This window comes from Arthrobacter sp. UYCu512, assembly GCF_040547075.1.
Lineage (GTDB): Bacteria > Actinomycetota > Actinomycetes > Actinomycetales > Micrococcaceae > Arthrobacter.
In genome coordinates, this window is record NZ_JBEPPA010000011.1 from 58,316 (window position 1) to 70,546 (window position 12,231).

At 65.2% G+C, this 12,231-nt stretch carries 13 protein-coding genes; 8 read left to right on the top strand and 5 right to left on the bottom strand.

Annotated features, from left to right (window positions below; translation table 11 throughout):
- Window positions 1-15: 15 nt before the first annotated feature.
- The 3 genes from trpS to ABIB49_RS13010 are packed head-to-tail and all read left to right on the top strand — an operon-like array spanning window position 16 to window position 2,897.
- The gene (trpS, locus tag ABIB49_RS13000; RefSeq protein ID WP_283479769.1) at window positions 16-1,119 is read left to right on the top strand and encodes a tryptophan--tRNA ligase; all 1,104 of its coding nucleotides are present in this window, start codon (window positions 16-18) and stop codon (window positions 1,117-1,119) included.
- A gap of 4 nt (window positions 1,120-1,123) precedes the next feature.
- Window positions 1,124-1,789, top strand: coding sequence for a 2'-5' RNA ligase family protein (locus tag ABIB49_RS13005; RefSeq protein WP_283479771.1), 666 nt, complete (start codon window positions 1,124-1,126; stop codon window positions 1,787-1,789).
- Window positions 1,734-2,897, top strand: coding sequence for a YihY/virulence factor BrkB family protein (locus ABIB49_RS13010; RefSeq protein WP_282359100.1), 1,164 nt, complete (start codon window positions 1,734-1,736; stop codon window positions 2,895-2,897). The genes ABIB49_RS13005 and ABIB49_RS13010 overlap by 56 nt, the downstream gene beginning before the upstream one ends.
- Here ABIB49_RS13010 and ABIB49_RS13015 read toward each other — a convergent pair.
- The 5 genes from ABIB49_RS13015 to sdhC all read right to left on the bottom strand — a co-directional run bounded on the left by ABIB49_RS13015 (window position 2,854) and on the right by sdhC (window position 7,290).
- Window positions 2,854-3,624, bottom strand: a complete 771-nt coding sequence (locus tag ABIB49_RS13015) for an alpha/beta hydrolase family protein (RefSeq protein ID WP_226774032.1) — start codon at window positions 3,622-3,624, stop codon at window positions 2,854-2,856. The two genes, ABIB49_RS13010 and ABIB49_RS13015, sit on opposite strands and share 44 nt — an antisense overlap.
- A 90-nt stretch (window positions 3,625-3,714) precedes the next feature.
- The gene (locus tag ABIB49_RS13020) at window positions 3,715-4,497 is read right to left on the bottom strand and encodes a succinate dehydrogenase iron-sulfur subunit (protein ID WP_226774031.1); all 783 of its coding nucleotides are present in this window, start codon (window positions 4,495-4,497) and stop codon (window positions 3,715-3,717) included.
- 1 nt (window position 4,498) lies between these two features.
- Window positions 4,499-6,298, bottom strand: coding sequence for a succinate dehydrogenase flavoprotein subunit (gene sdhA, locus ABIB49_RS13025; RefSeq protein ID WP_282359101.1), 1,800 nt, complete (start codon window positions 6,296-6,298; stop codon window positions 4,499-4,501).
- 126 nt (window positions 6,299-6,424) lie between these two features.
- Complete coding sequence (locus ABIB49_RS13030) at window positions 6,425-6,907, bottom strand: succinate dehydrogenase hydrophobic membrane anchor subunit (protein ID WP_226774029.1); 483 nt, start codon at window positions 6,905-6,907, stop codon at window positions 6,425-6,427.
- 2 nt (window positions 6,908-6,909) lie between these two features.
- Complete coding sequence (sdhC, locus tag ABIB49_RS13035; protein WP_226774028.1) at window positions 6,910-7,290, bottom strand: succinate dehydrogenase, cytochrome b556 subunit; 381 nt, start codon at window positions 7,288-7,290, stop codon at window positions 6,910-6,912.
- A 326-nt stretch (window positions 7,291-7,616) separates the two neighbouring features.
- On the opposite strand from sdhC, the gene ABIB49_RS13040 reads away from it, so the two are divergent.
- The 5 genes from ABIB49_RS13040 (at window position 7,617) to ABIB49_RS13060 (ending at window position 12,200) form a co-directional block, all read left to right on the top strand.
- Complete coding sequence (locus ABIB49_RS13040; RefSeq protein ID WP_226775059.1) at window positions 7,617-8,774, top strand: mannose-1-phosphate guanylyltransferase; 1,158 nt, start codon at window positions 7,617-7,619, stop codon at window positions 8,772-8,774.
- A gap of 65 nt (window positions 8,775-8,839) precedes the next feature.
- Window positions 8,840-10,039: an amidohydrolase gene (locus tag ABIB49_RS13045; RefSeq protein WP_226775058.1), complete on the top strand. Its 1,200-nt coding sequence runs from the start codon at window positions 8,840-8,842 to the stop codon at window positions 10,037-10,039.
- A gap of 262 nt (window positions 10,040-10,301) precedes the next feature.
- Entirely contained in the window at window positions 10,302-10,694 is a 393-nt protein-coding gene (locus ABIB49_RS13050; RefSeq protein WP_226775063.1) for a MarR family winged helix-turn-helix transcriptional regulator, read from the top strand.
- 46 nt (window positions 10,695-10,740) lie between these two features.
- The gene (locus ABIB49_RS13055) at window positions 10,741-11,172 is read left to right on the top strand and encodes an organic hydroperoxide resistance protein (RefSeq protein ID WP_226775057.1); all 432 of its coding nucleotides are present in this window, start codon (window positions 10,741-10,743) and stop codon (window positions 11,170-11,172) included.
- Entirely contained in the window at window positions 11,169-12,200 is a 1,032-nt protein-coding gene (locus ABIB49_RS13060) for an NADP-dependent oxidoreductase (protein WP_226775056.1), read from the top strand. The genes ABIB49_RS13055 and ABIB49_RS13060 overlap by 4 nt, the downstream gene beginning before the upstream one ends.
- Window positions 12,201-12,231: the final 31 nt, after the last annotated feature.

Genomic DNA, 12,231 nt, shown 5'->3' on the forward strand with positions numbered 1-12,231 from the left:
CTTAAGGCCCCACGAATGACTTCTCCCTCCACTGTGACCCCGGTCGACGATGCTGCCGCCGAAACCGCCGCCCCTGCCTCCGCCGCCCCCACTACCGGGGTCCGGCAGCGCATCCTCTCCGGCATGCAGCCTTCGGCAGATTCCCTGCACCTGGGCAATTACCTCGGCGCCCTGGTGAATTGGGTCCGGATGCAGGATGAGTTCGACGCTATCTTCTTCATCCCGGACCTGCACGCAATCACGGTTCCGCAGGACCCGGCCGAGCTGGCCCACCGCACCCGGGTCACGGCCGCGCAGTACATCGCCGGCGGCGTGGACGTGGACAAGTGCACGCTCTTCGTTCAGTCCCAGGTACCCGAGCACGCCCAGCTGGCCTGGGTGCTGAACTGCATCACCGGCTTCGGCGAGGCCTCCCGGATGACCCAGTTCAAGGACAAGGCCTCACGGCACGGCTCGGACCAGGCCAGCGTCGGCCTGTTCACCTACCCGGTCCTGCAGGCCGCGGATATCCTCCTCTACCAGCCGCACGGTGTGCCGGTAGGAGAGGACCAGCGGCAGCACGTGGAACTCAGCCGCGACCTGGCCCAGCGCTTCAATTCCCGCTTCGGCGAGACCTTCAACGTTCCGGCGCCCTTCATCCAGAAGGAATCGGCGAAAATCTACGACCTGCAAAACCCCACAGCCAAGATGTCCAAGTCGGCCGAATCACCAGCCGGGCTAATCAACCTGCTGGATGAGCCCAAGGTCATCGCCAAGCGGATCAAATCCGCGGTCACGGACGCGGAGACGGAGATCCGGTTCGACCGCGAGGCCAAGCCCGGGGTTTCGAACCTCCTGACCATCTACTCGGCGATCACCGGGCAAAGTGTGGATGCCCTTGTCGCTGCGTACCAGGGCAAAATGTACGGCCACCTGAAGGTCGACCTCGCCGAGGTGGTGGCAGATCGACTCACCCCCATCCGGGACCGGGCGAACGAATTGCTGGATGACCCCGCGGAGCTGGACCGGCTGCTGGCACTCGGCGCCGACAAGGCCCGAGAGATTGCCTCGGTCACCCTGCGCGACGTGTACGCCAAGGTGGGGTTCCTGCCCTACGCCGGAGCCCAGGGAGTCCGCTAGCGCAATGTCCTCCGTCAGCAGAGTCACCGCCAGCGAGCCGGCACGTGCCACGGCGCGTGCCGGCAGCGGCACGGGTTCCGGGAGCCAGGACGCCGAGGGCAATGGACACCGCGGCGAGGGCATCAGTATCGGGGTGATCCTGGGGTTTCCGGAGGCTATCGCCGAGGAACTTCAGCGCTGGCGGGCGTCCTTCGGTGACCCCATGGCGGGTGTCATCCCGGCACACATCACGCTGGTGACGACCACCACGACCCGGGACTGGGACGCGACCCGGAACCATGTCCGGGCCATCGCGAGCAGGCAGGAGCCCTTCCACGTGACCATCGCCGGGACGGGCTCCTTCCGGCCGGTGTCCCCGGTGGTCTTCCTGAACGTCGAGGATGGATTCGGCGATTGCGTTAGCCTGCACGAGCGGCTTCAGGCAGGTCCGTTGGAGCGGGAGCTGCCATTCGAGTACCACCCGCACGTTACTGTGGCCCATGACGTCGCGCCGGAAAGCCTTGATGAGGCCGAAACGGCGCTCAAGGATTACCGGGCGACGTTCCCGGTCGCTAGCATGGGACTCTACGAACACGACCAGAACGGTATCTGGCAGCTACGGGAAGAACTGGACTTTGGGACCGAATTCGACATCGACCGAGGCGAGGACGGGGCCCCAGACGCCCGCTGAACCACCCCTTCCGACCGATCTGGCCGGGCTACGGCTGGAAGTCATCCGCAAGAGGCTCGAGTGGGGCAAGGCGCGGCGCTCCGGCGGCGGGACGGCGGCGCTGCTGGCAATGCTGCCGTGGCTGATCGCCCGGCTCAACACCCTTCGCCCGCTGCGTGCGTTCCAGCACTACAACCGCCAGCACGGGCCGCTGATGAGCGCCGGCATCGGGTTCCGGATGTTCTTCTCCATCACCGGTCTGCTGGCCACCGGCTTCTCCCTCGCGGGCCTGTTCCTAAGCGGACAGCCCGCGCTGCTGGACCAAATCATCAAGAGTGTGGCCACAGCCGCACCGGGCCTGCTGCAGGTCGACGGCGGCGAGGGCCTGGTGGATCCCAAGAAACTGCTGAACCCCTCCGGCCTCGGCTGGACTGCTGTGATCGCCGCCGGGGTGACCGTTTTCACCGCCCTGGGCTGGATCAGCGGCATTCGCGACGGCGTGCGCGGCATGATGGGATGGGGTCCCCGCACTATCAACCCGGTCCTGCAAATACTGCGCGACGCGGGCATCCTGCTGCTGCTCGGAGTGGCCCTTGTGATCAGCTCGGCGGCCTCGCTGGTTTTCGGCACCGCTGCCGACTGGGTGGCCGAGCAGCTGAGCCTCGATCCGCTGATCGCCTGGCCGCTGACGACGTCCGTAACGATTGTGGTGCCGCTGCTGCTGGGTTGGGGCACCGCCTTGATTATGTTCCGGCTGGCCGCGGGGCTTAAAGCGGCCCGGCGCTCACTGCTGGAAGGGACCCTCATCGCAGCGGCCGGCACCACAGTGCTGCAGATCTTCAGCACCCAGCTACTGGCCAGCGCGGGAAAGAACCCCATCCTGGCGCCCTTCGCCATCATCATCGGCCTGCTCATCTGGTTCAACCTGGTCAGCCAGGTGTACGTTGTCAGCGCCGCATGGGTGTCGGTCCGGGAGAAGGACCTCAAGCTGCAGCCGGCCAGCACCAGGACCGGGTGGGGCGCCCGCCGGGTCCAGCCGGGCAAGACGCCCGTGGACCCCGGGGAAACCCGCCGCCCGGTCCCGGCTACGAGGTGGCGTCGAGGTACTGGTCGGCCCAGGCTGAAATAATCCGCGCCGCCCGCGCCGCCTGGCCCTTGCCGGTCAGGAGGTGGTCGCTTCCCTCCAGCGACACGAAGCTGCGCGGGTGGCGGGCCGTCTGGAAGATGGTGCTTGCGTTTTCGATGCCCACGGTGTTGTCGGTGGGGGAGTGCAGCACCATCAGCGGTTTGTGCAGCTGCCGGATGCAGTCCGTCAGGTCCGCCTGTTCCAGGTCCTCCACAAAATGCCGGCGGATCTCCACCCGTTTGCCGCCCAGGTCCACTTCGGCACTGCCCTCGTTGAGGATCCGGTCCAGCGCCGAGTCAAAGACGTGTGCCACATGCTTGGGCGAGAACGGGGCGCCCACTGTGGCAACGGCGTCGAGTTCCGGGATCTCCCGCGCGGCCGCCAGCACAGCGGCCCCGCCAAAGGAATGACCCACCAGCAGCGACACCGGACGGCCCGCCAGGCGCATAAACTCGGCCGCCTTGACGGTGTCCGCCACCTTGTGGCTAAAGGATCCCTCCGACCATAAGCCTGCGGATTCGCCCAGGCCCAGGTTGTCGAAGCGGAGCATGCCCACCCCGTTGTCCGCCAGCTCCTTGCACATCCTCGACGCCGAGGGGCTGTCCTTGCCCAGCGTAAAGCCGTGCGAGAACACACCCCAGCCTTTCACCGCGCCGTCGGGGACATCAATGATGCCGGAGAGGGTTTCCCCGGTGGAACCTTGGAAGGAGACCTTTTCGGAGCGGGACACGGGAACCTTTCGATGGTGGGGCCGACGACGACGGCGCCCCCAACCGCAAAGGTGGGAGGCGCCGTCGTCGTTTGTGCTGTGAAGCGGTTGCTAGATCTTGCGGGACAGGATTGCCTGCTTGACCTCGGCGATTGCCTGCGTGACCTGGATGCCGCGCGGGCATGCCTCGGTGCAGTTGAAGGTGGTGCGGCAACGCCACACACCTTCCTTGTCGTTGAGGATCTCCAGACGCATGTCGCCTGCGTCATCCCGGGAATCGAAGATGAAGCGGTGCGCGTTGACGATCGCTGCCGGGCCGAAGTACTGGCCGTCGGTCCAGAAAACCGGGCAGGACGAGGTGCACGCGGCGCAGAGGATGCACTTGGTCGTGTCATCGAACCGTTCGCGGTCCTCGGCCGACTGCAGGCGTTCCTTGGTGGGCTCATGGCCGCGGTTGATCAGGAACGGCATCACCTCGCGGAAGGACTGGAAGAACGGTTCCATGTCCACAATCAGGTCCTTTTCCACCGGAAGACCCTTGATCGGCTCGACGGTGATGGGCTTGGAGGTATCCAGGTCCTTCAGCAGCGTTTTGCAGGCAAGGCGGTTGCGGCCGTTGATGCGCATGGCATCGGAGCCGCAGACACCGTGTGCACAGGAGCGGCGGAAGGAGACGCTGCCGTCGATTTCCCACTTCACCTTGTGCAGGGCGTCCAGGACGCGGTCCGTGCCGTACATGGTGACGTGGAAGTCGTCCCAGGTGGACTCGTCGGAGACCTCCGGGTTGTAGCGGCGCACCCGCAGGTGGACGTCGAAGGACGGAATGTCTCCGCCGCCGCCGATGTGGGCGGGCAGTTCGATCTTGGAAGCTGGCTCAGCGAGTTCAGCGGTCATCTTAGTACTTCCTCACCATCGGCTCGTAGCGCGTAAAGACCACCGGTTTGGTGGAGAGACGGATGCCCGCAATAGCCTCCGCGGAACCATCCGCCGGAGCATGCTCATCCTTGTACGCCATGGAGTGTTTCATGAATTTTTCGTCGTCGCGCTCGGGGAAGTCCTCGCGGAAGTGGCCGCCGCGGGATTCCTCGCGGTGCAGGGCCGCCACGGTCATAACCTTGGCCAGTTCCAGCAGGAAGCCCAACTCCACGGCTTCGAGGAGGTCCAGGTTAAAGCGTTTGCCCTTGTCCTGGACACTGATCCGCTGGTACCGCTCCTCGAAGGACGCAATGTCAGACAAGACCTGGTTCAGGGTCTCTGCGGTGCGGAACACCTGCATGTTGGCGTCCATCGTGTCCTGCAGTTCCTTGCGGATCGCAGCAACCTTCTCAGTGCCGTCAGCGGTGCGGACGTGGTTGAGCAGGTCCAGTGTGTAGGCCTCCGGGTCGCCGGGAAGATCAACGAAATCGGCGGTCTTGGCGTACTCGGCGGCGGCAATGCCGGCGCGCTTGCCGAAGACGTTGATGTCCAGCAGCGAGTTGGTGCCCAGGCGGTTGGAGCCGTGCACCGAGACGCAGGCGACCTCGCCGGCCGCGTAAAGGCCCGGGACAACGGTGTTGTTGTCCTGGAGCACTTCGGCGCTGATATTGGTGGGAATGCCGCCCATGGCGTAGTGCGCCGTCGGGAAGACCGGTACCGGCTCCGTGTACGGCTCGACACCGAGGTAGGTGCGGGCGAACTCGGTGATGTCCGGCAGCTTGGCGTCGATATGTGCCGGCTCAAGGTGCGTCAGGTCCAGCAGGACGTAGTCCTTGTTCGGGCCGCAACCGCGTCCCTCACGGACTTCGTTGGCCATGGAGCGGGCCACGATGTCGCGGGGTGCGAGGTCTTTGATGGTGGGGGCATAGCGCTCCATAAAGCGCTCACCTTCGGAGTTGCGCAGAATCGCTCCTTCGCCGCGGGCGGCCTCGGAGAGGAGGATGCCCAGGCCGGCGAGGCCTGTCGGGTGGAACTGGAAGAACTCCATGTCCTCCAGCGGGATGCCGCTGCGGAAGGCAATGCCCATGCCGTCACCGGTGAGGGTGTGGGCATTGGAGGTGGTTTTAAAGACTTTGCCCGCGCCGCCCGTGGCGAAAACCACCGACTTGGCCTGGAAGACATGCAGTTCACCGGAGGCAAGGTCGTAGGACACAACGCCGGAAACGCGCTTTTGCTTGTACGGCGTGCCGTCTTCGCGGACAGCGTCTTCCTCGACGGTCAGGAGGTCAAGGACGTAGTACTCGTTGTAGAACTCAACGTTGTGCTTGACGCAGTTCTGGTACAGGGTCTGCAGGATCATGTGGCCGGTGCGGTCAGCGGCGTAGCAGGCGCGGCGGACCGGAGCCTTGCCGTGATCGCGGGTGTGGCCGCCGAAACGGCGCTGGTCAATCCGGCCTTCGGGCGTGCGGTTGAACGGCAGGCCCATCTTTTCCAGGTCCAGGACGGCGTCGATTGCTTCTTTGGCCATCACCTCGGCCGCGTCCTGGTCAACCAGGTAGTCGCCGCCCTTGATCGTGTCAAAGGTGTGCCATTCCCAGTTGTCTTCCTCGACGTTCGCCAGGGCTGCGCACATGCCGCCCTGCGCCGCACCGGTGTGGGAGCGGGTGGGGTACAGCTTGGTCAGTACCGCTGTTCGGGCGCGCTGACCGGATTCGATCGCCGCGCGCATCCCGGCGCCACCGGCACCGACGATGACGACGTCGTACTTATGGACCTGCATACCAGACGCTCTTTCTCTCAAAATTCGCTTACAACACCGGCCGGCGGAGCCGGGCCGGTGACATCTCGTGGACCTGCCGTACCTGCACCGGGCAGGGACGGGTCGGTTGCCGCTGGGGCCGCGCCGTTAGGGCGCCGGGCAGAAGCCGCCGGGCAGCTGGACACCGTTGACCACAGGGCACGGATCAAAGGTGAAGATGACCAGGGTGCCCAGGATGATGATGGCGGTGGTGGCGGCGTACAGCACGATCTTCAGCCACAGTCGTGTGGCGTCCTTTTCGGCGTAGTCGTTGATGATGGTCCGCACACCGTTGGTGCCGTGCAGCATGGCCAGCCACAGCATCGCCAGGTCCCAGATCTGCCAGAACGGGTCAGCCCATTTACCGGCCACAAAACCGAAGTCGATCGCGTGGATTCCCTCGCCCACCATCAGGTTGACAAAAAGGTGGCCGAAGATCAGCACAACCAGGACAACGCCGGAAAGCCGCATAAAGAGCCAGGCGATCATTTCGAAGTTGCCTTTTGAACTGCCGTTGCGGCGGTACTGCGGCGCAATCCGGTTGCTGCCGACCTTTGGGCTGCGCGGGCTCTGAATCTGCGTTGCACTCATGGCTAGTGGCCTCCAAGGGCGAGGGACAGGTGGCGGATGGAGAAGCCAACCATAACGACTGCCCAGAGGATGAGCACCGTCCATAGCATCTGGCGCTGGTACTTGGCGCCCTTCTTCCAGAAATCGACGGCGATGACCCGCAGGCCGTTAAAGGCGTGGAAGACGATCGCTGCGACGAGGCCCGTTTCACCCAGGGCCATCAGGGGGTTCTTGTAGGCACCGATCACGGCGGTGTAGGCCTCGGGGGATACACGCACCAATGAGGTGTCCAGTACATGGACCAACAAGAAGAAAAAAATCACTACACCAGTTATGCGGTGTCCAACCCAGGACCACATGCCTTCACGGCCGCGGTACAAGGTGCCAGCTGGTTTTGTCGGCACTGAATAAACCTCCCTGCAACACAGCGGCGCTGGCATGGGATCCACGCGGGGGGAACGCCTGCTGCGAGAGCACTCGTAAGCTCAAGCCTAAATCTAGGCTTCGCTCGCAGCTTATTCAATTCAGCCACCCGCTGGTGACGTCGCCCATCGGGGTTTTGGTCCGCTTTTGAGACGAACGGCACATTCCGCGCGGGAGTGAGGCGGGAGTGAGGCAGAAGTGTGGGCGGGGCCCGGACTGCTTCGGATCAGTGCCCGCAGCGGTGCCCGTTGCCTGCTCCGGCGCCGGTTCAGGGCTCTGTGCGCCGGTGTCGGCTAAAGTAGCCGTGATGACTACAGACAAAGTGACAAGCCAGGACGCGCTGCAGGGTACGGCTCAGGGCCCGGCCCTGAGCCGGTTTATTGCGGTGATTCCGGCAGGCGGAGTGGGGACCCGCCTCTGGCCCCTGTCACGAGCGGCAGCCCCCAAGTTCCTTCATGACCTCACGGGCTCGGGCAGCACGCTGCTGAGATCGACGTACGACCGGCTGGAGCCGCTCGCCGGCAAGCACATGCTTGTGGTAACCGGGAAGGCGCACCGGGATGCAGTCTGCCGGCAGTTGCCCGAGATCGATGACGCGGACCTGGTGCTGGAGAGCGAGCCGAAGGACTCCGGCGCCGCCATCGGGCTGGCCGCCGCAATCCTGCACGAACGCGATCCGGACACCATCATGGGCTCCTTCGCCGCGGACCAGGTGATCAGCCCCGACGAGCTGTTCCATGCAGCCGTGCGGGAAGCCATCCATGCGGCCGCGGCCGGCAAGATCGTTACCATCGGCATTAAGCCAACCCACCCCTCCACTGGCTTCGGTTACATCCGGTCGGGCAAAAACCTCGGCGTCGACGGGGCCCCCAGTGCCCAGGCCGTTGTTGAGTTCGTGGAGAAGCCCAGCGAAGAGGTTGCCCAGGAGTACCTCGACAGCGGCGACTACGTCTGGAACGCCGGGATGTTTGTGGCTCCCGTCGCGCTGATGCTCAAACACCTCGAAGCCAACCAGCCCGAGCTCTACGCCGGCGTGCAGGAAATCGCCAAGGCCTGGGACACCCCGCAGCGCGACGAGGTCCAGGCCCGGGTCTGGCCCACCCTGCCCAAGATCGCCATTGACTACGCCGTGGCCGAACCGGCAGCCGCCGCGGGCGACGTCGCCGTCGTTCCCGGTACTTTCCGCTGGGACGACGTCGGTGACTTCGCCTCGGTGGGCCGGCTCAACAGCGCCAAAGAAGTTAAGGACGTGACAGTGATCGGTGAGGGCGCCCGCGTCTTCACCGAGGACGCCAGCGGTGTGGTGGTCTCCGACACCAAGCGTGTGATCGCCCTGATCGGGATCAAGGACGTGGTGGTGGTTGACACCCCGGATGCCCTGCTCGTGATGCACAAAGAGCATTCGCAGCGGGTCAAGCAGGCCGTTGATGCGCTCAAGGCCAGCGGCGACACGGACGTCCTCTAGCCTCGGGATCCGTAACGCACCGGCCGCGATGCAGCTATTTTATCTGCGCTCGCTAGAGTTATTGGGTGCGTAACTACTCTACTGAAGCTGAACCCACCACACTGGTGGGGCCGTGGCTCGAGCCTCTCCTGCCGGAGCTGATCGCCTTCCGCCGGGACCTGCATGCGCACCCCGAGCTTTCGTTCAAGGAGTTCCGCACCACGGACAAGCTGGCGCAGCGACTCGAGCAAGCTGGCCTCAAGCCGCGGCGCCTCGCCGGAACGGGCCTGACGGTGGACATCGGGGAGGGCCCGATCGCCACGGCCCTGCGCGGTGATATTGATGCCCTCCCCATCATCGAAGAGACGGGGCTTGCCTTCGCCTCGAAGAACCACGGTGTCACCCACGCCTGCGGCCATGATGTGCACACTGCCACCATGCTCGGCGCGGCGTTGGTCCTGCAGCGGATGCACCAGGAGTCGCCGCTGCGCGGCACCGTGCGGATCATTTTCCAGCCGGCCGAGGAAACCATGCCCGGCGGTGCGCAGAGCTGTATCGAGCAAGGCGTCCTGGAAGGGGTCCCCCGGATCCTGGCCTTGCATTGTGATCCCCGGATTGAGGTGGGCAAGATCGGCACCCGGATCGGCGCCATCACCTCCGCCTCGGACACGATCAAGATCGAACTGACCGGCCGTGGCGGCCACACTTCACGGCCGCACCTGACCGAGGAACTCGTCTTTGCCCTGGCACAGATCGCCGTTAACGTCCCGGCGGTGCTTTCCCGCCGGGTTGACGTGCGCAGCGGGGTGTCAGTGGTCTGGGGCCATATCTCGGCCGGTTCCGCGCCCAACGCAATCCCGGCCAGCGGCTACATGGCCGGCACCATGCGCTGCCTGGACCGCGACGCCTGGCACAGTGCCGGCGAGATCCTCGACGAGGTCATCCAGCAGATCGCGGCACCGTACGGCGTTGATGTGCACCTGGAACACACCCGAGGCGTGCCTCCCGTGGTGAACTCCGAACACGAAACCGCACTGATTGAAGCCGCGGCCCGTGCCGAAATCGGCGAAGGCGCAGTCGTCCTGACGCCCCAGTCCATGGGCGGTGAAGACTTTGCCTGGTTCCTGGCCGACCTTCCCGGCGCCATGATGCGGCTCGGCACCAAGACCCCCGGCGGCGAGGAGTACGATCTGCACCGCGGTGACTACATCCTGGATGAACGTGCCCTGGGCCTGGGTGTTAAGGTGCTTACGGCCGCTGCGCTGCGAACCCTGCGCGACCTCTAGCCGGCAGGCTTCCAAAGCCGGAGGTGGACACCTCGTTCCGGGCCGGGTAGATCGGCGGGAGCGAATGGCCACCAGGCCGGTTGAACGCAGTTAGCTTTCCCGTATTTGAATTGCGCACAATTGAGTTGTGCACAATTGAATTGTGGAGTATGTTTATTTCATGAGCGAAACACAGCACTCCGCGGACGCGGGCAGCCAGACCGCCGCACCCGACGCCGCTGGAATCGACGCTCCGCGCTTGAACCGCCAGGTGTGTTTCGCCATGTATTCCGCAACACGGGCCACGACGGCGGCGTATCGGCCGATGCTCGAAGAGCTTGGCCTGACCTACCCGCAGTACCTCGTCATGATGGTGCTGTGGGAAGCGCAGCCGCGCAGCGTGCGCGAGTTGGGGGCCGAGCTCGCACTTGATTCGGGAACGCTCTCGCCGCTGCTGAAGCGGCTTGAAGCCCTTGGCCTGGTGCGGCGTCTGCGCTCTTCGGCCGATGAGCGCCGCGTGGAGGTCTTCCTCACCGCTGACGGCGCTGCCCTGAGCGCGAAAGCCGCGGAAATCCCGCAGCGGCTCGCGGCGGCCGCCGGCCTGTCGGCTGTTGAACTCGACCAATTGCGTGACACCTTGGGCCGGCTCACCGCCGCACTGCAGGCACCCCGCTAGCCCGCACAATTTTTCCCGAATTTCCCGCCAACAGATTGGACCGCGCATGAAGACTCTATACACCGCCGAGGCGCTGGCCTCGGGCGAAGGCCGCGACGGCACCGCCGTCACCAAGGACGGCAAACTTAACGTCGCGCTGGCAAGCCCGGTGGAACTGGGCGGCAGCGGCGAGGGCACCAACCCCGAGCAGCTCTTTGCCGCCGGCTACGCAGCCTGCTTCCACTCCGCGCTGCGGCTCGTTGGCCGCCAGCAGCACGCCGACCTCACAGACTCCGCCGTCGCCGCGAAGATCCACCTGGGCGCGCTGGCCGATGGAGCCGGCTACGGCATCGCCGCAGAACTCGAGATCGCCCTGCCCGCCGTGGACCGGGCCACCGCCGAGGCCCTCGTGGCCAAGGCGCACGAAGTCTGCCCCTATTCCAATGCCACCCGTGGCAACATCACTGTCGACATCAACATCATGGAGGTAGCCGCATGAGCACCGACACCGAAACCACAGTCCTTCCCGCCGCCACGCGGGAGATCCAGCTGGCATCCCGGCCGCACGGCCGTCCCGTACCGGAGAATTTCCGCATCGCCGAGACGGCGCTGCCCGAACTGCAGGACGGCCAGGTCCTGGTCCGCAACCTCTTTATCTCCGTGGACCCCTACATGCGCGGCCGGATGAATGACGTCAAGTCCTACTCGGCGCCCTTTGCCTTGGACGTCGCGATGGAAGGCGGCGCCGTGGGCGAAGTAATTGCCTCCCGCTCCGCGGACCGTAAGGTGGGCGACGCCGTCGTCCATTCACTGGGATGGCGTGAATACGCCGTGCTCGACGCCGGAGCCACCTCGCCGGCCCGCACGGACCTGGCACCCGCCTCCGCGTTCCTCGGCGCGCTGGGGATGACCGGCCTGACGGCGTACGCGGGCCTGCTCAAGGTGGCCGATTTCAAGGCCGGCGACGCCGTTTTCGTCTCCGGCGCGGCCGGTGCCGTCGGCTCGCTGGTGGGACAGATTGCCAAGGCCATGGGCGCTTCCCGCGTGATCGGCAGCGCTGGGTCCCCGGAAAAGGTGGCCCGCCTGCTCGAACTCGGCTTCGATGCCGCCTTCAATTACCACGACGGACCCGTTGTTGACCAGCTCACCGCCGCCGCAGGCGAAGCGGGCATCGATGTGTACTTCGACAACGTCGGCGGCGAACACCTCGAAGCAGCCCTGAGTGTGCTCAACGTCGGTGGCCGGGTCGCCATGTGCGGCGCCATCGCGCAGTACAACTCAACCGAGCCCGCGACGGCCCCGCGCAACCTTATGCTCGCCATCGGCAAGCAGCTGACCCTCAAGGGCTTCCTGGTCGGCGGCTACTGGCAGCACATGAGCGAGTTTGTCCAGACCATGTCCGGTTGGATCGCGGACGGCACTGTCAGCTACGACGAGACCATCGTGGACGGACTCGAGAACGCACCGCAGGCCTTTATGGACCTCCTCGATGGTGCCAACACCGGCAAGATGCTGGTCCGGCTCTAACCGCACACCCCGCCTGCCCGCAGGCCGCAAG

Excerpts from the sequence above, each read along its gene's own strand:
- trpS (WP_283479769.1), top strand. The coding sequence starts at position 16 with ATGACTTCTCCCTCCACTGTGACCCCGGTCGACGATGCTGCCGCCGAA.
- ABIB49_RS13005 (WP_283479771.1), top strand. The coding sequence starts at position 1,124 with ATGTCCTCCGTCAGCAGAGTCACCGCCAGCGAGCCGGCACGTGCCACG.
- ABIB49_RS13020 (WP_226774031.1), bottom strand. The coding sequence starts at position 4,497 with ATGACCGCTGAACTCGCTGAGCCAGCTTCCAAGATCGAACTGCCCGCC.
- sdhA (WP_282359101.1), bottom strand. The coding sequence starts at position 6,298 with ATGCAGGTCCATAAGTACGACGTCGTCATCGTCGGTGCCGGTGGCGCC.
- ABIB49_RS13030 (WP_226774029.1), bottom strand. The coding sequence starts at position 6,907 with ATGAGTGCAACGCAGATTCAGAGCCCGCGCAGCCCAAAGGTCGGCAGC.
- ABIB49_RS13040 (WP_226775059.1), top strand. The coding sequence starts at position 7,617 with ATGACTACAGACAAAGTGACAAGCCAGGACGCGCTGCAGGGTACGGCT.
- ABIB49_RS13050 (WP_226775063.1), top strand. The coding sequence starts at position 10,302 with ATGTATTCCGCAACACGGGCCACGACGGCGGCGTATCGGCCGATGCTC.
- ABIB49_RS13055 (WP_226775057.1), top strand. The coding sequence starts at position 10,741 with ATGAAGACTCTATACACCGCCGAGGCGCTGGCCTCGGGCGAAGGCCGC.
- ABIB49_RS13060 (WP_226775056.1), top strand. The coding sequence starts at position 11,169 with ATGAGCACCGACACCGAAACCACAGTCCTTCCCGCCGCCACGCGGGAG.